The 18633-nt window shown below is 47.0% G+C and carries 20 protein-coding genes, 1 tRNA gene and 2 pseudogenes; 15 read left to right on the top strand and 8 right to left on the bottom strand.

Annotation, left to right across the window (positions count from 1 at the left end; all coding sequences use genetic code 11):
- Window positions 1-133: 133 nt before the first annotated feature.
- Window positions 134-253 (bottom strand): annotated as a pseudogene (locus FIU95_RS21760) (AlpA family phage regulatory protein); the annotation flags it as partial.
- Window positions 254-904: 651 nt separating this feature from the next.
- Between FIU95_RS21760 and FIU95_RS12910 the strand changes: the two are divergent.
- Entirely contained in the window at window positions 905-2737 is a 1833-nt protein-coding gene (locus tag FIU95_RS12910; RefSeq protein WP_152454159.1) for a hypothetical protein, read from the top strand.
- A 317-nt stretch (window positions 2738-3054) separates the two neighbouring features.
- On the opposite strand, the gene FIU95_RS12905 is transcribed toward FIU95_RS12910, so the two are convergent.
- A complete protein-coding gene (locus FIU95_RS12905; RefSeq protein ID WP_152454158.1) occupies window positions 3055-3705 on the bottom strand; it encodes a hypothetical protein in 651 nt (216 codons plus the stop codon).
- 91 nt (window positions 3706-3796) lie between these two features.
- On the opposite strand from FIU95_RS12905, the gene FIU95_RS12900 reads away from it, so the two are divergent.
- Window positions 3797-4935, top strand: a protein-coding gene (locus FIU95_RS12900; RefSeq protein ID WP_152453787.1) for an IS3 family transposase whose coding sequence is annotated in 2 segments (ribosomal slippage) — window positions 3797-4046 and window positions 4046-4935 — 1140 coding nt in all. Because the reading frame shifts where the segments join, the coding sequence is not laid out codon by codon here.
- Between the two features lie 454 nt (window positions 4936-5389).
- Here the strand turns inward: FIU95_RS12900 and FIU95_RS21755 are convergent.
- Window positions 5390-5530: pseudogene (locus FIU95_RS21755) on the bottom strand (IS5/IS1182 family transposase); the annotation flags it as partial.
- Between the two features lie 232 nt (window positions 5531-5762).
- On the bottom strand, window positions 5763-6011 hold the full coding sequence (locus FIU95_RS12890; RefSeq protein ID WP_216646243.1) for a hypothetical protein: 249 nt from the start codon (window positions 6009-6011) through the stop codon (window positions 5763-5765).
- Between the two features lie 1007 nt (window positions 6012-7018).
- Here FIU95_RS12890 and FIU95_RS12885 point away from each other — a divergent pair.
- The 3 genes from FIU95_RS12885 (at window position 7019) to FIU95_RS21175 (ending at window position 8794) form a co-directional block, all read left to right on the top strand.
- Entirely contained in the window at window positions 7019-7699 is a 681-nt protein-coding gene (locus tag FIU95_RS12885) for a hypothetical protein (protein WP_152454157.1), read from the top strand.
- 314 nt (window positions 7700-8013) lie between these two features.
- Window positions 8014-8493: an acid-activated periplasmic chaperone HdeA gene (gene hdeA / locus FIU95_RS12880; RefSeq protein WP_216646242.1), complete on the top strand. Its 480-nt coding sequence runs from the start codon at window positions 8014-8016 to the stop codon at window positions 8491-8493.
- 163 nt (window positions 8494-8656) lie between these two features.
- Window positions 8657-8794 (top strand): hypothetical protein, encoded by a 138-nt coding sequence (locus FIU95_RS21175; RefSeq protein ID WP_172975398.1) that lies wholly within the window; start codon window positions 8657-8659, stop codon window positions 8792-8794.
- 48 nt (window positions 8795-8842) lie between these two features.
- Here FIU95_RS21175 and FIU95_RS12875 read toward each other — a convergent pair.
- Both FIU95_RS12875 and FIU95_RS21170 read right to left on the bottom strand, forming a co-directional pair.
- Window positions 8843-8918, bottom strand: a tRNA-Arg gene (locus FIU95_RS12875).
- Between the two features lie 209 nt (window positions 8919-9127).
- Window positions 9128-9274 carry a hypothetical protein gene (locus FIU95_RS21170; protein ID WP_172975397.1) on the bottom strand — a complete coding sequence of 49 codons (147 nt, stop codon included), beginning with the start codon at window positions 9272-9274 and terminating at the stop codon, window positions 9128-9130.
- A 75-nt stretch (window positions 9275-9349) separates the two neighbouring features.
- Between FIU95_RS21170 and FIU95_RS12870 the strand changes: the two genes are divergently transcribed.
- Window positions 9350-9532 carry a PA3496 family putative envelope integrity protein gene (locus FIU95_RS12870; RefSeq protein WP_152454156.1) on the top strand — a complete coding sequence of 61 codons (183 nt, stop codon included), beginning with the start codon at window positions 9350-9352 and terminating at the stop codon, window positions 9530-9532.
- A gap of 432 nt (window positions 9533-9964) precedes the next feature.
- On the opposite strand, the gene FIU95_RS12865 is transcribed toward FIU95_RS12870, so the two are convergent.
- On the bottom strand, window positions 9965-10672 hold the full coding sequence (locus tag FIU95_RS12865) for a 2OG-Fe(II) oxygenase (protein ID WP_152454155.1): 708 nt from the start codon (window positions 10670-10672) through the stop codon (window positions 9965-9967).
- A gap of 319 nt (window positions 10673-10991) precedes the next feature.
- Here FIU95_RS12865 and ccmA point away from each other — a divergent pair, with 319 nt between their 5' ends.
- The 8 genes from ccmA (at window position 10992) to FIU95_RS12825 (ending at window position 17025) form a co-directional block, all read left to right on the top strand.
- Window positions 10992-11660, top strand: coding sequence for a cytochrome c biogenesis heme-transporting ATPase CcmA (gene ccmA / locus FIU95_RS12860; RefSeq protein WP_152454154.1), 669 nt, complete (start codon window positions 10992-10994; stop codon window positions 11658-11660).
- Window positions 11647-12360 carry a heme exporter protein CcmB gene (ccmB, locus tag FIU95_RS12855; RefSeq protein ID WP_152454153.1) on the top strand — a complete coding sequence of 238 codons (714 nt, stop codon included), beginning with the start codon at window positions 11647-11649 and terminating at the stop codon, window positions 12358-12360. The genes ccmA and ccmB overlap by 14 nt, the downstream gene beginning before the upstream one ends.
- Window positions 12361-12373: 13 nt before the next feature.
- Window positions 12374-13117 carry a heme ABC transporter permease gene (locus FIU95_RS12850; protein ID WP_152454152.1) on the top strand — a complete coding sequence of 248 codons (744 nt, stop codon included), beginning with the start codon at window positions 12374-12376 and terminating at the stop codon, window positions 13115-13117.
- Between the two features lies 1 nt (window position 13118).
- On the top strand, window positions 13119-13343 hold the full coding sequence (gene ccmD, locus FIU95_RS12845) for a heme exporter protein CcmD (RefSeq protein WP_152454151.1): 225 nt from the start codon (window positions 13119-13121) through the stop codon (window positions 13341-13343).
- A gap of 92 nt (window positions 13344-13435) precedes the next feature.
- A complete protein-coding gene (gene ccmE / locus FIU95_RS12840; RefSeq protein ID WP_152454150.1) occupies window positions 13436-13885 on the top strand; it encodes a cytochrome c maturation protein CcmE in 450 nt (149 codons plus the stop codon).
- On the top strand, window positions 13882-15867 hold the full coding sequence (locus tag FIU95_RS12835) for a heme lyase CcmF/NrfE family subunit (protein ID WP_152454149.1): 1986 nt from the start codon (window positions 13882-13884) through the stop codon (window positions 15865-15867). Before ccmE ends, FIU95_RS12835 begins: the two co-directional genes overlap by 4 nt.
- A 17-nt stretch (window positions 15868-15884) precedes the next feature.
- The gene (locus FIU95_RS12830) at window positions 15885-16469 is read left to right on the top strand and encodes a DsbE family thiol:disulfide interchange protein (RefSeq protein ID WP_152454148.1); all 585 of its coding nucleotides are present in this window, start codon (window positions 15885-15887) and stop codon (window positions 16467-16469) included.
- Entirely contained in the window at window positions 16432-17025 is a 594-nt protein-coding gene (locus tag FIU95_RS12825) for a YigZ family protein (protein WP_253868622.1), read from the top strand. The genes FIU95_RS12830 and FIU95_RS12825 overlap by 38 nt, the downstream gene beginning before the upstream one ends.
- Before the next feature lie 333 nt (window positions 17026-17358).
- On the opposite strand, the gene FIU95_RS21165 is transcribed toward FIU95_RS12825, so the two are convergent.
- On the bottom strand, window positions 17359-17511 hold the full coding sequence (locus FIU95_RS21165) for a hypothetical protein (protein ID WP_172975395.1): 153 nt from the start codon (window positions 17509-17511) through the stop codon (window positions 17359-17361).
- A gap of 221 nt (window positions 17512-17732) precedes the next feature.
- Between FIU95_RS21165 and FIU95_RS12820 the strand changes: the two genes are divergently transcribed.
- Window positions 17733-18623, top strand: a complete 891-nt coding sequence (locus FIU95_RS12820; RefSeq protein WP_152454146.1) for a CoA ester lyase — start codon at window positions 17733-17735, stop codon at window positions 18621-18623.
- Window positions 18624-18633 lie beyond the last annotated feature (10 nt).

Below are 18633 nucleotides of genomic sequence, written 5' to 3'. Positions count from 1 at the left end.
GGGCTTTTTTTATTTCTGAATTTCTCTGTCTGCCACCTGGTCCCCTACTTTTTTGATGGGCAATTATCTAATTGTGGCCGCATGAGAAATCTTCTTGGCCACCTTCTAGCATTATGTTGCGCCATCAAGCCTTTCATCTATTCCAAGCCACGACCTCCTGGCTATCCAAGCTCATCACTCCCGGGTCTATTTGTCGCTGACGAGGAAAGCTTTTTTCTTTAATCATTCGATAAATACTACTGCGTTTATAGTCTGTGAATCGTTTGGCTTTATGTCAGCGAGGTATACTAAGAGATTGCCTAGATATTAAGGCTGATCACATTACACATCTTTCATCATATTAATTTGTATTGCTCACGCCATAGACAAATCTAATCCACTCTACATATTGCAAATTGGGGCAGCAAGCGATAGCGCCAAGTATTTTATAGGTGGGTAACTGTTGTTCTCGTGGCATACCAATCGCTGACATGCTGGGTATGCCGCCTTCAACTTTGTGTGGTGCAGCAGGGAGACGAATTAATCTTCGTCAGGAGCGGCATTTGCTAAGGTGTAATAAAGGGCAGTGGGGTCGAGAGTGTCGTAGGATTTGGGGTTGGCAAGATAGATTGCTTGACCCTTAATTGTGTCGAGCACTTGCCCATTTTTAGCTACTTCCTTAAAAACGGCGTCAAATCCAATTTTGTATCTAATGTGGATGTTTAATTTCGAGTGTAACTTTGTTGCTATCATTCTTGATGTGAGACTGTTGGCAGATAAATCAATTAAGCGGAATGGAAGTATGTGTTAATAAAGTTAAAGATAACACTAGGGTGCTATTGTGAAAATTTTTTTTCTTTTTCAGGTTGCGGTCTTTTGGGTATTTATTAGTTTCCCTTTGATTGGTTTCTCAAAGATTATTTACATGGCGACGGATGGGGATGATGAAAATTCAGGGCTTTCTCTTTCTGAGCCCGTCAAAACCTTGAGCAGGGTGCATTATCTAGTCGATTTCAGTGGCGGAGACACTACTGTTTTCATTAGGGGGGGAGTCTATTATGGTGAGACTATTTCTTGGACTAAAACATCGCGTGAATTTAAGTTGAAATTAACTGCTTACGGTGATGAAAAGCCGGTTTTTGAAGGGGAGGGAAATACTGTATTTTTTAGGCTGGAAGTGGGAGTTGGAGAGTGCACTAATGTAGAGATAAGCCGTCTAACCATAAGTCACTACGCTAGCTATGCAATTCTTCTCAATGGTGGGAGGGATAATAGATCAACAACTTGGAATGGGTGTAATCATATACATGATAACCATTTTATAGAGATTGGGACTCTTTTTGATGTATCTAATTGCCCTGGTGACTGCAAAGGGTATGGCGTAGTCGATTTTGTAAATTCAGATAATAATTCAATATATAACAATGTATTTTATAGGGCGGAAAATATATCTTCTCAGGACTTCTTGCTTCATGCGGTCTATCTCGCCCATGATAGTGTAGGCAATAAAGTTTATGACAACTATTTTTACTTGGTTTCTGGTGATCCGATCAGAGTTAGAGATCGGAGTAGTGATAATCGTATATATGATAATTACGCAGATAGAGTTGGGCAGAGGGCATTTTTATCTAGCTGGCACAATTCTGTTAATGGTGAGCAGGCTTCATATAACAATGTTGTTGAAAATAACATTGTAACCTTTCCATATACAACATCTGAAAATATCGATCTGACAGCAAATCTGGGTGGGAGTAGGGATGAAAGTACTTTTGTTGATGAAGGGCAAAAATACTTTCATGGGGCCCAGATTGATAGCGAGGAGGTTGTCGCTACTGCCGCGGGTGACTTTGATGGAGATGGGGTAGATGAATTGCTGGTTGCCTTTAATTATGGCACTTTTAGTAAGGTTGTAAGAGCAATAGGCGGGCAGGGTAAGTATCTAAAAGACGTCCTTTACATATCGCCTTACCTGAATGTTACCGATTTTGCTGTTGGAAATTTTTCGGAAAGAGGTAAGGATGAGGTCATAACTGCATTTGAGCTTGACGGCTCTGGATACACGATTGTTTTTTGTGGGGATGGTGAATCTAGCTTGATGAACTATGGCCTCATTTACTCGAGTGAGCGAGTGAAAGTATCCGCGATGACCTCTGGTGATTTTGATGGTGATGGTGTTTCAGAGGTTGTGACTGCTTTGAAGGTGAGCTCTGATGAAACTAAGGTTTTTCGAGGCGATGGGGTTAGAAGTATATTAAATTTAGGTAGTCTCTACAGTATCAATAACTGGGATGTAACTGCAATGACATCCGGTGATTTTTCTGGTGTTGGTAGAGATCAGGTTATTACGGCTTATAAGTCTTCATTTGGGACAAGGATCTACCGAGGTGAAGGTACAAGCTCCGTTGTTAATTATGGGTATTTCTACTCAAGTTCCCAGTGGACCGTTAGTGACATGGAAGCTAATCGTTACAATAATTCGGTGGTGCCCTCCTTGGTCACGGCATTTAGGCATGAGTCGAGTGGGGACGTTAAGATTTATAATGCGGATGGGATAAATTCTGCGACTACTCATTCTTTTTACGATAGTACGATTTGGGATATTTCAGTACTAACCTCAGGCGTTTTTGATAAAAACGGAGAAGTGAGTTTGGTAACCTCTTTCACGACTTCACTCCTTACTCATACTCAGATTTGGGCGGGTAATGGGACAACAAGTGCTTTAAACAATGGCATTTTTCATAGGCTGGATCTAAGGTAGCATGTAATTTTTTTGGGATTGATTAATAATTTTTTCAAAATGAGGGGGTGAATAAGGTTGATCCCCTCTATGTCAGAACTCTATAAAAATCCCATGCCGGTTATACTTCTTCAACAGTGATCTTGCCCCGATAAAATGGACACAGAACTTTTCATACTAATATTCGCTCATCTGAAGTAGTTCAAGCCTAACCTGATAGGGCACCTCTTGAAAAACTGGTAACTGTCAGATCAAGTCTGAACTAATCCAGCTAATACTTACTACGGAGGCAGGCACAATCAATACCTTTAGGCTTTTTCAGAGCATGCATACAAGCTTTAAACGATGCGGTGAGTATTGATTATTTCAGCCCCACTAGTATGTTTTCGGTGCAATGGATTGTCTATTATAAGAGTCTGGTTCGCCCTTTTCGGGCTTGATTCTTGAATAATAGTATGCATTATCATTCCTGCTGGCATTTCGGTGAACCAGTTGGCAATCCAGTATGAGTTGGATTTGTATAAGTTTTCAGATTTATGCCAGTTATTTTCTTCCATTTTTGCGGTTATAGTGGCCATAAGTAGTTTACCCTCGGCGCCAAGTTTTGAGCCATACCCTGACAATACAAACTCAGACTCTTTAGGGTCTAATTCCATGTTGTAGTTCGCGTTAGCAACCCTGATGGTTATATTAAGAAATCCTGGATTGCTCCGAGATTTTTCTGTAATAAATGTTACTGATTTACCATCAACAGATAAAATTGTTTGTATAGATATGCTAGATTTTATTACTTTAAAACTTGCTCTTTTTGTGAGTTGAACTATGTCTGAATGAGAAATGCTTTCGTTGACTATTGAGCGTTCGGATATGGATTTTAGCGAATTATAGTTCGAGTCCTCTAATACATTATTCATGCTTTCATTGGCGAGGGTGTCGTTTAAAGAAAGCAAATTAATAATTGATACAAAAATTATCGAGTAGGCCTTCATTGGTTCTCTCCATTTTTTGAGTAAACGGTGTAGTGGTCTAATACTTCCGGACACTTCGCTAAGATGGTAAAAACACCAAGCGAGGTGATGTATGACAACGAAAGGTACACGCCGGCAATTCAAGCCGGAGTTCAAGAAAGACGCCGTAGCCCTGGTCTCTGAGCAGGGATATTCTATTTCTAAAGCCGCAGAGGCTGTAGGAACCACTGCCAACAATCTGCGACGCTGGATAAAAGAGCTGAAGCAGGAAGAGAGCGGAGAAAGGCTGGATGTCGGCGAGCGCGCAGAATTGGACCGGTTACGACGCGAAAACAAGCAGTTGCGGATGGAGAAAGAAATCCTAAAAAAGGCCAGCGCTTTCTTTGCGAAAGAAATGAAGTAAAGTACAACTTTATTAAAGAACAGCAAGGCAGCTTTCCAGTTAGGACACTCTGCCGAGTGATGCAGGTAAATAAGAGTAGCTATTACGGGTGGTATCAGCGTAGTAATAGCTCAATAGATAGCCAGACATGGAAACTATGCCATCGTTTGAAGGCCTTATTTTCTGAATCTCGACAGAGTCTCGGAAGCCGTCGGTTAATGAAACTGTTACGCAAAGAAGGCTTTAAAATTGGTCGCTATCGTGTCCGCAAACTAATGAAAAAGCTAGGTTTGAGAGTAAAACGCAAGAAGCGATTTACACTGACGACAGACAGCAAACACCAACTACCTACCGCGGAAAACCTTTTGAATAGGGAGTTCTCACCAAGTGTTAAAAATCAAGTTTGGACTACTGATATCACGTACATCTGGACTGCACAGGGCTGGCTGTATTTGGCGGTAGTGATTGATCTCTATTCACGTAGGATTGTTGGTTGGCATCTAGATCGCCAGATGGAAACGGCCCTGGTAAGTCGTGCATTGATGATGGCTGTTAATTTGCGTACACCGCCAAAGGGTCTTCTACACCACTCTGATCGAGGCAGTCAGTATGCCAGCCATACCTACCAAGCGCAGTTGAAACAGCATGGTATGGTGTGCTCAATGAGCCGCAAGGGAAATTGTTGGGACAATGCACCGACTGAACGCTTTTTTAGCAGCCTAAAACGAGAATGGCTGACGGGAAATATCTATCCGACAAGGGAAGATGCGATAGCCGATGTGAGGGCCTATATTGCTTATTACAACTCACGCAGGATACATTCATCACTGGAGTATATAACCCCTATCGAATTTGAAAAATGTGCTTAAAGAGGTGTCCGGTTAGACTTGACCACAACACGGTGTTATAGGAGGTGGTATGATTTTCGCTAAATATATCAAGCGATAAACTTAAACTGGCAGACTAATAATAGACAAAAATTAATGCAGCGCCATATTGGAAAATTGAAAGCCCTTGATTTTCTCTGTGTCAGAACTACTTAAAACCCCATGCTGGGATAAGTGTGAAGTTCCTTAGTAACCTCGAGTTGTGGGTGTAATAAATTTACTTCTGCTGGTGATGCTGAAGGATAGGTGTAACCTAACAGAATATCTTTGCCATCGACCACCATCATCCACTTTGTACCTTTGCTCCGCTTGCTTTTTATAACTTCTGCCCCCCCCTTTTTTCTTTTGCTAATGCAAAGCTGCCATTCGAAGAGACTTCTTCCCAGTTAAGTAGGGATCTTTCAAGCTGTCCGATAAACTTTCTCCAAGCCTTCAGCTACGCGCCTTGCTCTTCCCAAAATGGGAGCCTACTCCAGCAAGTGCTCGGCGATAGGTAAGATGGAGGGAGATCCTTCCTTCGTGCCCTTGAGTGCAAAACCCATAAGATATCTTCAAAACACGTATGATTATCAATGGGTTTGGGGTCACCTTTTCAGCGCTTTAGTTAGGGGTGCAAGGTTCAATCAATTTTTACTGAGCGTCAGTTAATTCTGATTTAAATTTACTCAATCGTTCTATTCTTGTAATTCCATGAGGTTGCAGGAACAGCTGGTTTCAAGTTATGAAGCAGCTTCTAGAGTGGTGACTTGAGAGAATGAAAATATTACTTGGCTTGGCATTGAGGGGCAGCGAAGATTCCACTGCCATTTTTATTTGCCACAATATTCCTCAAAATCATCCGGGGTGTTAGGAAAGCCGGCTTTCTCTGCCAGTTCCCATGGGCGCTCGCATGTTTTTGTTTTGGCACACCAACGGTAGCCAGCAGAAGCTATACATCCATGTTTATCCTTGCCTGAGCCTACGGAGGCATCAGGGCTTGGGTCCTCTGAGTTTTCTGGAGAGCAACCCGTTAAAACTACCACCAGGGTAAGAGTGACCAGCCCCAAATATTTCATCATAATAGTCTCCATAAGGTTAAGCTTGATAGTGTTTAGGGTATGCTGAAGCGTGGTGTAACGAATTTTTACATTATTATATTATAGTCCTGTGCCATCTGATTCAGTGCTAGCACAAAATTAATTCTAGATAGTTGAGGCAAAAATACATCGCATGATTTACTGTGCGGTAGTAATCTTATATTCCAAATATACATACTTAGTCTGCTGAATTATATGGTGCAAAAATAAAGAGAAAATTGGTGTATTTTTCAGGCGGTTATTACCTTAGGTACCGGCAGCTATGAGACTTGGAGGTCTCTAGCGACCAATTCTGCAGTATATAGATGCCTTTATGAAGTTTTCCTTGTGCAGGCTTGAGGTTGCATAATTTGCCCAGCCAACTATATGTAGGTTTTGCTTTTCAAAGACATCGCTGCATTAGTAGGTGATCCTCCCTGACGGTTGTGAAAATTAATTGGGACTCGTAAACGTTTAGGCCTTCTCGCTCCATTCGATACAATGCTATGGCCAGGGACATTTTTGGCTGCGATCGCTCTTTCTTTCGCCTGGAATAGTCCAAGATTTACCTCTGATGTCTATTTTGCTCCAGGCCCCCTTATGTCAATGTGATACGAGCTGTTGTTGAAACGGTCAATACCATGGTCCTACATGTCAAGCCTGCCACTTGGGTATTTTCCGGATGAGCCTGGGTAACTTGGCTCAAGTCAAAGTGCTTTGATGGTTTACTTCTCGAAGCCTCTAGCGCTTTGGAAGTTACCTGTATAGGTGGCTAGACCAGTGTCCAGGAGTGTATATCCCCTTGGTAGGAATGGTGCTAGGGATGTTTTTCAGTCAATCAAAAAGTTAGTTGCTAATTCTTGCGTTAATCAGACCAGTTGATAAGGCAGAATGTCGATTGGTAAGGTCGTTTAAGAGTCATAATTAAAATTTTGGAATTGCCTTGTTTGAGGTTACGACCGGTCATGTTTTGTATAAAACAATATCAATTTATGTAATAGGAAAATCAAATGAAGACTCTAAGTAGAGCCGCTGGCATCTCAGCAATAAGTATGGCGCTATTGTATGTTATCGCCTTTGTTTTCTTTGGTGTTTTTTGGTCATACCCTTCTGATGGTAGCCCCGCTGAAAAAATGACTTTCCTAGCTGAACATCAGTTTTCCTTTAATGTTATTTACACCTTGATGTATCTGGTTTTTGCTGTTTTCCTCAGTTTTCTGGTGGTTGGCTTGTATCAGAGGTTAAAAGTAAAAAGTGAAGGATTAATCGCGGTAGGTACTTTGTTTGGAGCAATCTGGGTTGGGCTTGTAATTGCTAGCGGCATGATTGCAAATATTGGGCTTGCTTATGCTATCGGTCTAATGGAGGTCAATCCAGAGAAGGCCTTTGATGTCTGGGGAATTATTTATCTGATGGTTGAAAGCCTGGGTGGGGGTAATGAGCTGGTCGGTGGGCTCTGGGTGCTGGTGGTTAGCATCGTGGCTTTGCAGTTGGGGGTATTCTCAAAGTACCTGAATTGTCTTGGCATCTTCGTCGGTATTGCAGGGGTTGCCACTATTTATCCCAGTGAAATCTTTACGGAAATATTCGGAATTAGCCAGATAGTCTGGTTTATCTGGATCGGTTCTTCTTTGCTTGGGCGAGAAAATGAGAGCAAGGATTGGGGGGGCGCAGTGGTGGCCAAGCGGTAGTAAAGCCATCGTCGATGGGCTGAGGGCTGGTGATACCAATATTTTGAAAAATACGCCAAAAATGAAAAATGCGTCTATTCTTTCATTGGGTCAGGTAGTCTTTTGAAGGGACAGCTGGCTAGCGTTTCCGCTGTAAGGGAGCTGTATAGAGGCCGGTTTAAGCATTGGCCAGTTAGTCGAGTTGGGCCCAGCTGAGAGATTACTTTCGGTGACCAATTGGTCTTGTTTCGCTAGCTCCTGGGAAGCGAGCGGATTGCATATTACCTGGAGTCAATTCGTGGGGTAATGCCCCTGAAAACCTTGGAGATTTTACTGTGAAAAGCACGCATTACATCCTTCCTTTGGTAATTGCCAGTCTTGCTGCTTCTGCTGCCTTGGCGGATAAACACCCCAAGAAGCCGGCAAAGGACTGGACCTGTGCAGATTTCCTGGCCATCGACGACGAGTTCAAGCCAAAAGCGGTGTACTGGGCTGCGGCTTATTCAAAGCGCGGTAAGGAAGAAGGGGATATGTTGGATATCGATGGCACTGAAAAGGTGACGCCGATGATTATTACGGCTTGCACCAAAGCGCCCAAAGAGTCCTTCTGGACCAAATTTAAGGATGAGTGGCACAAAATGGGGCGTCATCACGGCAAGGACAAGTCCGATAAGATGATGAATATGCAGGGGGGTAGTGGTACTAATAATACAGGTACCAGCCCGAGCGGTACGACTAATCCAGGCACAGCCCCTAGTGGTACTAATGACGGCAGCGACAACAATAATATGCAGAAGCAACAACAGAACCAGTAGCTGCTGCGGGTCAAATAAAACAAACAAAGCCCGGCTCTACTCGGGCTTTGTTTGTTTTGAGCGAAGCTCAGGCTAGCTTCTATGTATAGTGTTGATTTTTTATGCTGCTTGGGAGTGAAACTGCTATTGTTGCCCGATAGCGCGGAATAAAGGGAGTTGAGTTATGGCGAAAGTGGCGAGGGATCATGCGAAGCGGGGCAGGAATATTAACCGCTCGGCCAGAATGATTTGGGGTCTTCTTCTTCTGGCGGGACTTTTTCTGGCGCTGTTTATGCATTCGGCTAAAGCGTTTGCTTTATAAATTGGTAGAAGCACGAAAGGGCTTGGTTGAGATAGAAGGGGTTATCAATGGCGCCCCCGGGTGGACTCGAACCACCAGTCCGGACTTAGGAGGTCCGTGGTTTATCCTGTTAACCGACGGGGGCGGGTTGCAGCTAGCTGCAAAGGGCGGCCATTCTATCCGTTACAGCAACAAATGTCATGTCGTGTTTTAGCTTCTGGCAATTTCTAGGGACTCCCTCATTTTTCTCTAAGCCTCCCTAGGCATTGCTTCTTGTCACCTGAAGTAACATGCCATCGGCAGAGTTACTGCATTTCCCGCTCTTCTTCTATGTATTCATTTTGATAACTCTTCCTAATCTTTTTCTTGAATATTGTTAGGTTCGTAACCTTGAGCTGGGTAATTCAGGGATGGTTTTGCTTGGCGGAATTTTCTAAGAGTCTGCAGTAAATCTGTCATAGTTCCCTTGTAAATTTCTGCTTGACCAGGATTGTTCGGCATCGCTAATCTGCAACTGCACCGTAAAGTGCGATAAGGATGTTTCTGCTTTCACGGATCAAGATTATGGAGTTTCGTATGGGCGTTAACGTAAACGAAAAGCACATGGTTTTTGATAATGTGGATATTCCACAAATTGCAACAGAAGTACTAAGGCAAGCCACATCCCAGCCACCTCGCGATGCGCGTCGCATGGTGGAGGATAAACTGGAGGAAAGACGCTTAAGTCGCGAATTAATGGATTACGACTTTGATGCCTAATTTTAAAATAAATAACCAATAGTCTTAGAATAGTGCGGTGTTTGTCAGGCTGATGCAGATGGTTTACAGATGTCAGCTGGCGCACACCGCACACCGCACACCGCACAGCCAAATCAGAAGCTTCTTTTTTCTTATTAGTAGCGCTCGATTTACCCTTTTTAGAGTGGTTACAAGGGTAAGACCAGCTTTGTAAATATTTCTTTGAGTCCCTCATAGTAAGTCTGCCAATTACTTTTTTGAGCGAAGAAAATTCATCAATAGAAATTTTAGAAACTCTAGATTCCCCAAATCCTCTCTTGTGTTCGTTTTTTGAAACTGGCAAAGAGTAAGTGTTCGGCGGGATTGGAGGAGGTGCACCAGCCAATGGCCGGTGCGGTGTGTAATTTATAAGCAGCCTGAATATCTAGGCCAATATTCAATAGTCTGCAAAATTCACATTTGGGTAATGGTATCTTCCTTATCTTCTTTCTGCTTACCGCCAAGCCAGCCCATTAATTGCTTGAGTTTGTAAGAGAACTTTCCTCGTTTAGCCTTACGCTCCTTGTCGGCAGCGCTCACCAGCCAGGCAACCTGGATAACCAGACGCTGGCCTTCATAGGGGAGGTGGCCGTGGAAGGAGTTGTCCGCGCGCTTAAAGGCGGCGAGTGTTCCATAAGATGGGGGGATTTCTGGTGCGACGGTATCCTCAAAGTCATCGATGCGCCTTAGAAAGCGTAGGCAGCCGTTGCCATCAAGCGTCCACTCTGGATTGAGGTAGAGCAGGGCAGTGGCTATTTTCGATTTTCCATCGGTATGAATTCTGCCGTGACGTTTTTTCAAGGAGCGGCTGATGGAGACATAAGTTGGGTATTGGGAGAGTTTTTCTATGCCCAGGTTCTCCCCAATGGCATCGGCGAATTCTGGATGGGTGAATTCTTCGATCAGAGTGTTGATGGAATCGCCACACTCGTGCTTTTCATAGGGTAGGTAGCCGGCTCCTTTGAGGTGGGGGAAGTCCTTCAGAAATGAGGGCATCATCTCTGTGGTTAAAACGTCGCGGGCAACAAAAAATGGGAAAGGTTGGCGATTGATCAGGGTATCTTCACCGCTTATGGCGCTGGCATCGAGCCAACGACGGGCGTCCACAGCAAGGCTAGTCATTATTGTGCGTCCTTACAGGCAGGTTCGGCGTTTTCGTTAAACACCGAGTCACATCAAAAGTTTCTGTTGATGTCGACTACTGAGTCCCCGAATCCATACGGGGGTTAGGTACTGGGTACCAACTCACAACCCTCACGAAAATATCAGAGCTTGGGCATGGCGCCAATACTGGCGTACAAAAACCAGCTGAATTCCCTAGGATTTCTGTTTGAGATCAAATTAGAGAAGATCGGGGGTGTTGAATATCATGCAATTAGCACAAGTGCCGGTATAATGCCGTTCAGATTTTCGTCAGAGCGGTTTTATCCAAGCAATGTCTGTGACTACCAAGTCCCCAGTTGTATTGCAAGTGCGCGACCTCGCCTGTGAGCGGGATGGCCGACGCTTGTTTGAGGGCCTTGATTTCTCACTGAATGCCGGCGGGGCAATCCAGGTTAAAGGAAGCAATGGTGCGGGCAAGACCACACTGCTGCGCACTTTGATTGGCAGTACCAGTGACTTCAGTGGAGAGATCCTCTGGCGCGATAATCCCTTTCCTAAAGGTTTACGCGCTATGCGTGAATCCCTGGTGTATATCGGTCATCGCGGCGGGGTACGGGGGGGGCTTACCCCTCTAGAGAACCTCGCCTGGTATGGGGCTACAGAGGCCTCGGCGATGGAGGCCCTGGATAAGGTAGATCTTTTCGGTTTCGAAGGGTCTCTGTGCAGCAGCTTATCGGCGGGCCAGAACCGTCGTGTGGCCCTGGCGCGACTATTTCTTCCCCAGTCGCCCTGTTTGTGGATTCTCGATGAGCCCCTGACCGCTTTGGATGTCACCGGTGTTGCGGCACTGGAAAAACAAATGGCCAACCACCTCGAGAGCGGTGGATCTCTCCTTCTAACCTCCCACCAGCCTTTGAATCTGCCAGGGCTGAATTTCGTCGACCTGTCTGACTTTTTGGTCGAGGAATCTTTTAGCGATATGGGGGGAGAGCATGTCTTTAACTGATGTCCAATCACCAGTTGTTGGAGCCCGCGCAACCCCTGGTTTCGCGGCGCTCTTTAAAATTGAAATGCTCCTCGCACTGCGCAAGCGAGCAGATATTGCCAACCCACTATTATTTTTTGTAACGGTCCTCGCTCTTTTGCCTTTAGGTGTGGGACCAGAGCCCGAACTGTTAGCGAAAATGGCGCCAGGCATGATTTGGGTAATGGCGCTGCTAGCCACCATGCTCTCCCAGGAGAGCTTGTTCCGCGGGGATTTTGAAGATGGCACTTTGGAGCAGTTGGCACTGTTGCCCCAGCCCCTGTATTTCGCCGTATTGGCTAAATCCCTGGTGCACTGGATTGCAACTGGCTTACCGCTGGCACTGTTATCGCCGCTACTGGCGTTGATGCTGAATTTGCCCACTGAGGGCTATCTGTGCCTATTTGTGTCGCTATTTCTGGGGACTGCGAGCCTCAGTTTGATCGGCGCCATCGGTGCGGCGCTCACTGTGGCCCTGCGTCGCCCGGGGCTGTTGCTGGCGCTAATTGTTATGCCACTGTATGTGCCCGTGCTAATCTTCGGCACCGGCGCGGTGCAGGCGGCAATTGATGGCTATGCCTATAGTGCGCAGCTGGCGATTCTGGCTGCTCTGCTGGCCGCTGCGGCAGCCCTGGCACCACTGGCTGCTGCGGGGGCAATACGTATCAGCCTGGATAATTGATTCGGAGGTCTTCTTGGCTTGGCAATGGTTTCACCGTTTGGGGTCACCCCGTTGGTTCTATCAAAAAACCAGTGGTTGGTTACCCTGGCTGGCACTGGCCAGCGTTGTTTTGCTGGTGACGGGGTCGGTATGGGGCCTGGGGTTTGCGCCCGAGGATGCCAAGCAGGGCAATAGTTACCGCATCATCTTTATCCATGTGCCGGCGGCCTTTTTGGCGCTGGCTGGCTACTACATTATGGCGATCAGCGGCGCCATAGGCCTTATCTGGAAGATGAAGCTCTCCTTCGCGGTGATGCGCGCAGCAGCTCCAATCGGCGCGGTACTTACCTTTATATCCCTCTTTACTGGCGCGGTCTGGGGCAAGCCCACTTGGGGTACCTACTGGGTTTGGGATGCCAGGATTACCTCAATGCTGATCCTGCTGTTTTTATATATCGGTGTGATGGCCTTGTCGCAGGCGGTCAGTCGCGAGCAGGTGGCCGATAAGGCCAGCGCGCTCTTGGCCCTGGTGGGCACGGTGAATATTCCGATTATCTACAAGTCGGTGGATTGGTGGTTTACCTTGCATCAGCCGGCGACTATCCGCCTGACGGAATCCAGTAGTATTGATCCCAGTATGTTCTACCCGCTGCTGGTAATGATTGCCGGTTTTTATTGTACCTATGCCTGGACCCTGCTTACGCATACTCGCGCCTTGATACTACGCCGCGATATGAAAACCCAATGGGTGCAGCAGGAATTAGTTGGGGAGAAGTAAAGTGCAGTTTCAATTCGCCAACTTTGCAGAATTTTTAGCGATGGATGGCCACGGTATTTATGTGTGGGTTTCCTACGCTGTCACTTTTGCCGCCCTGGCCTCCCTGGCTCTCTACCCGCGTTTGGCACGACGTCGCCTGCAGCGGGAACTACACAACCAACAGCGTATTGAGCAGCGCCGCCGTAGGGCCAGAGCGCAACAAGCGGATATGGAAGAGCCTGCATAGGCTCGGGCCTTGCAGTAATCGATAGGGTTTTTCGCCCGGTGGCTACTGCGACTGGGCAGATAAGATCAAAAACTTATGGAGTTCACTAAACAATGCATCCCGTACGCAAGCAACGTCTGATCCTGGTACTTGTTCTGGTCGCTCTGTCCAGTGCCGCAGTGGGTTTTGTCACCTATGCGATGCGAGAAAATATGGATTATTTCTATGCTCCCAGCGCCTTTGCCGCTGGAGAAGTGCCGTTTGAGAAACGCATTCGCGCCGGTGGTTGTGTCGTGCCGGGTAGTGTACAGCGCACGGAAGACAGCCTGGATGTACAGTTTGTTATTACCGATGGTGAGGCAGAGCTGGCGGTGGTGTTCGATAAAATACTGCCGGACCTGTTTGCTGAAGGTGAGGCCGCGGTGATTAGCGGGCAGCTGATGCCCAGTGGTGTCTTGCGTGCCGATCAGGTGTTGGCCAAGCACGATGAAAACTACACGCCTCCTGAAGTTGCGGAAAGCATGGTTTCCCACGAAGGCTGCACCGATGGAGCGAAAATATGATCCCTGAACTGGGCCATTTTGCGCTGATAGTCGGCCTGCTGCTGGCTCTTGCGCTTTCGATATTGCCAATAGCAGGTAGTTATAGTGCGCGCCCCCTGTGGATGGAGGCCGCCAGGCCATTGGCCTTGGGCGTTTTTGCGTTTGTTTTTATCGCTTATGTCTGCCTGACAGTCGCTTTTATCCAGAGCGACTTTACCGTTAACTATGTAGCGCAGAACTCCAACAGTATTCTCCCGATTTACTATAAGGTCACCGCGGTGTGGGGTGGTCACGAGGGCTCTATTCTGCTGTGGCTGTTGATCCAGGCAGGCTGGGCTGCGGCTGTGGCGCTATTTGGCCGCCAGTTGCCGCCGGAGCTGTTAGCGCGAGTGCTTTCAGTGCTGGGTGTGGTACTGATCGGCTTCTTCCTCTTTATTATATTGACGTCTAATCCCTTCGATCGCACTTTGCCATTCCCGCCGGTGGAGGGTTCCGACCTGAATCCGCTTCTGCAGGATCCAGGGATGATTTTCCATCCGCCGCTGCTGTATATGGGTTACGTGGGATTCTCTGTCGCCTTTGCCTTTGCCATAGCCGCGTTGTTGGGCGGGCATTTGGATGCGGTTTGGGCCCGTTGGGCCAGACCCTGGACGGTAGTCGCCTGGGCTTTTCTCACTCTTGGTATAGCCCTGGGTAGCTGGTGGGCCTATTACGAGCTGGGTTGGGGCGGCTGGTGGTTCTGGGACCCGGTTGAAAATGCCTCGCTCATGCCTTGGTTGGTGGGCACTGCACTGATGCATTCTTTGGCGGTTACGGAAAAGCGCGGCTTGTTCAAGAGCTGGACTATTTTGTTGGCGATTTTCGCCTTTAGCTTAAGCCTATTGGGTACCTTCCTGGTGCGTTCCGGGGTGATTACTTCAGTACATGCCTTCGCTACCGATCCATTGAGGGGTAGCTTTATCCTTGGCTTCTTAGCTGTGATTGTGGGCTTCTCCCTCTTATTATTTGCCCTGCGCGCGCCATCAGTCAGCGCCCGCAGCGTGTTCTCTTTCCGTTCATTGGAGACCTTCCTGCTCGGCAACAATGTATTGCTCATCCTGATTATGGCGATGGTGTTGACCGGCACTTTATATCCGCTGGTGGCCGATGCCTTGAACATGGGCAAAATCAGTGTTGGTCCTCCCTTCTTCAACCTCTTCTTTGTACCCTTGATGGTGGTGCTTTGCCTGCTGCTGGGCATGGGGGTGCATGCGAACTGGAAGGACAGCCGCTGGGACAAACTCCTCAGTACTTGGCGATTGCCATTCCTGGCTGCTCTGGTGGTGGCATTGGTCTGGCCTCTGGCATTTGATCACTATCACTGGGGTGCGGTGCTCGGTATTTTTATCGGCGCCTGGGTTTTTTGTGCGAGCCTTGCGGATATTGTTTCCAAAACTCGCAATGCCAAATCTTTTTTCGCCGGTCTCAAGCGTCAGCGCGCCAGTTACTACGGTATGCATCTCGCCCATATAGGCTTGGCGGTGGCAGTGCTGGGGGTTGTATTAACGACCGTGTACAGCGTAGAAGAAGATCTGCGTATGGGTGCTGGTGACAGCTATCAGGTAGCTGGCTATGACTTTGACTTCGGAGGGGTGCGGCTGGCACAGGGGCCAAATTACCGCGCTTTCGAGGGAGTGGTCCACGTTAGCAAAAACGGCAAGCCGGTTGCAGAGTTGCACCCGCAGAAGCGCAATTATTTCTCTGGCGGAAATACCATGACCGAAGCGGCTATCGACACCGGCTTGTTCCGTGATATCTATGTTGCTCTGGGTGAGCCGATAGATCGCAGCAATCCCAGTGGTGATTGGGCAGTGCGCCTGCAGTACAAGGCCTTTGTGGTATGGATCTGGCTGGGTGCCCTGTTAATGGCCATCGGTGGCAGCATTGCCGTAGCGGATAAGCGTTATCGTAAAGCCAAGGCGGCGCGCCAAGTACCGCTCAGTGGTAATTTGGCAACGGCTTAATTTTCGAGAAGGATAAAATGTCGAGATTAAAACTCTTTTTGCCTCTGATTATTTTTGTCGCCCTGGCGTTGCTGTTCTGGCGTGGCTTGTTCTTGAACCCGCAGGAAATGCCTTCGGCACTGCTAAACAAGCCGGTGCCAGAGTTTTCCTTGGAAAAGGTTGCCGATAACAATCAGGTGGTGCAAAAGGGAGACCTGCCCAAGGGGCCGCACCTGCTTAATGTTTGGGCCACCTGGTGTGTGGCCTGCCGGGTTGAGCATCCCTACCTGAATGCTCTGGCAGAGCAGGGTGTGCCAATTGTTGGTGTGAACCTCAAAGATGATGATTCGGCGGCTCTCAAATGGTTGGATAAATTCCACAATCCCTACCTCTTTAGTGTTGCCGACAGGGATGGGCGCTTGGCGCTGGATTTGGGGGTGTTCGGTGCTCCTGAAACCTTCCTGGTGGATGCAGAGGGCACTATCCGCTGTAAACATGTTGGTGTGGTGGACGACAAAGTGTGGCAGACCAAATTACAGCCCCTATTTGAAAAATTAAAAAACCAGCCTTGGGATGCCTTTGCCGGTGACCTATCAGATTCCCTCGTCTCCCGTTGTCAGTGAGACCGAAGAAAAGAAAAGCCGTTTTATTTGTTGGCTTGGGCCAGTAACAGATAAGGCGGCTTTTCAATTTCAGCTCAGCCAGATTCGCAAACAATACCCGGATGCCAGCCATCACTGCACGGCGCTTGTTATCGGCAATCCGGCCAATCCCGACACGATGCAAGCCGATGATGATGGTGAGCCCGGAGGCAGTGCGGGGCGCCCGATGCTGGAATTGCTCCTCAAGCAGGGGATTGGCAATGTAGGGGCTATTGTGACTCGCTATTTTGGTGGAACCAAGTTAGGTGTTGGTGGCCTGATGCGTGCCTATCGGGGATCGGTGGGTGCCGCTTTGCAGGCAGTGAACCTGGAGGCTTTTGTACCGTTACAGGAAGTTTCCGTGAGCTGTGATTTTGCCCAGGAATCCCGCCTTCGCTATTTAGTGGCTCGTTACCAGGGGAATTGTGGGCAGGCGGGTTATGCCAGCAAGGTGACAATGTCCATTTCACTGCCACAAGATCAGTGGAATCCCTTGAGGGAGTTGTTATTGTCAGAAGGGTTTGAGCTTCAAGGGTAGCTTACGTACTTACCATATTTTTCTGCATTACAGCGTATCCAAAATTTTTACTCTTTAATAACTGCCTGCTGAACTAGTCGGCCTATTTCCGTTACAAAGTAATTCATTTCTTTGGGGTGTATTGATTATCCTTGCCCAGAAGTGGGCCCGCCTGAATTTCACTATCTCATCATTGCAGTGTATCGCCTACGCTAAGATTCTTATCTCGCGTCCGCTATCTATGGATACAAAAGGAATCCGTCAGGTATCAGTAGTAAAAGGAGTTTTAATACCTGCTTTACATTACAGCTAGGTCAGTAGGAGCTTGTTGAGTAGGTATCTTGGGCCAATCTTTTAATTTTTTAGTGTGTTTTGAAGTCTACAAGATTGCTGGACAACTCCTCTGGCAATATTTCTTCCATTGGGAATATCTTCCACCTTAATAATTTCTGCACTTAAATTGGCCGGGTAAAGAGTGCCAATTGAGTCTGTTCCAAGTTTTTCCACAATAACTACCAGTACCTCGTTAGAGGGAAGCATACAGTGACATTTTAATTATTTTTGCTATTGATGGGTGGAATCTTAGGGTGGCTAAGCGCGAGGTCTTTTGAGTAAAGTGCCTCATGCGTATGCATTTTCAGTCTCTGAAAATTAACTTCTATGCTTGTGGGGTATTAATAGCATATTTAATTCAATCCCTTTATTTAAGGGTGTAACTGGCTGCTACTATGCATGGATATGGAAGTGGTAAGGGAGTAAAAGCCGGACAGGTGAAGATTAATGCCATGCACTTAAAGAATAAATTTCATTGTCGCAGTATTTTATTTGTGCCTGCCAGTCGCCCCAGTCGATATCGGAAAGCAGTTGCTGGTGGCGCGGATATAGCTTGTGTGGATTTGGAAGATGTCATCACACCGGGGATCAAAGTGGCTGCCTGGCAGAATGTAAGGAATCTTTTCACGTCCTCTGACGGTCTGCGGGTATTGAAGATTAATCCACTGAGCTCTGAATCTGGGCTCAGGGATGTGTTGTTGTTACTGGAGCAGGTATCAAAGCCCGATATTATTCTGCTCCCTAAGGTGGAGTCTGCTGAGGAAATAGCTTGGTTAAACCAATTAATAGAGCCAGTCGAACAACCAATTGGTTTGTTACCCCTAATTGAAACGGCTAAAGGTCTGCAAAATAGTAGAGAAATAGCCACTTCTAAGAATGTGTTGGCTATTGCTTTTGGTTCCGTAGGTTTATGCACAGAAATTGGCGTTGATATGAGCTGGGACTCTTTGTTCTATGCCAGGAGCCGTATTCTACAGGCGGCAACCTACGCAAATATCGGCGCGATAGATGGTCCATGTTTTGATTTGGAAGACACTGAGGGATTATTGCGTGAGGCTCAACGTGTAGCCGCTTTGGGGTTTAGCGGGAAAGTGGCTTTAAACCCAAGGCAGATTGATCCAATTCATCAAGGATTTTCCCCTACAGAAGAATCTTTACAGAGTGCTCATAAAATAGTTCAGGCCTTTAAAGCAAATTCCAATAGGGTATTGGTGGTTGATGGGCGTATGGTGGATTTGCCAGTGATAGAGCGAGCCCTAAAATTAGTCTCTCCCATCGAAAAGTAGTAGTTTTTGA

The sequence above is a fragment of the Microbulbifer sp. THAF38 genome (assembly GCF_009363535.1).
Lineage (GTDB): Bacteria > Pseudomonadota > Gammaproteobacteria > Pseudomonadales > Cellvibrionaceae > Microbulbifer.
This window is presented reverse-complemented; position numbering and strand designations above follow the sequence as displayed.